Here is a 301-nt window from a genome sequence, read left to right on the forward strand (position 1 = left end):
TGAATAGCCCCTAGATTTGTAGACACCTTGTGACTTAAAAAAGAGGCAAGGAGCTTACGATGGGTAAAGCTAATTTCACCGACGAATTCAAACTTGATGCTATTAAACAGATTACTGAGCGCGGTTATTCCGTAGCAGATGTTTCGCGTCGCTTGGGCGTAAGCACACATTCCCTTTATAGCTGGATGAAGCGCTACAACGCCCCTGAGAAAGCAGCTGCTCAGGATGATCAATTGTCAGAGATCAGGCGCTTGAAGCAAGAGCTTGCTCGTGTCACCGAGGAGCGTGACATACTAAAAAA

Annotated in this window: 1 protein-coding gene; it reads left to right on the top strand. The window is 46.2% G+C overall.

The genetic code is table 11. From position 1 onward, the window contains the following. Positions 1-59 precede the first annotated feature (59 nt). On the top strand, positions 60-301 hold a 242-nt coding region (locus A918_RS0106050), incomplete at its 3' end, for a transposase (protein WP_022710193.1).

Origin of the sequence: Pseudochrobactrum sp. AO18b (genome assembly GCF_000409565.1) — a bacterium.
Lineage (GTDB): Bacteria > Pseudomonadota > Alphaproteobacteria > Rhizobiales > Rhizobiaceae > Pseudochrobactrum > Pseudochrobactrum saccharolyticum.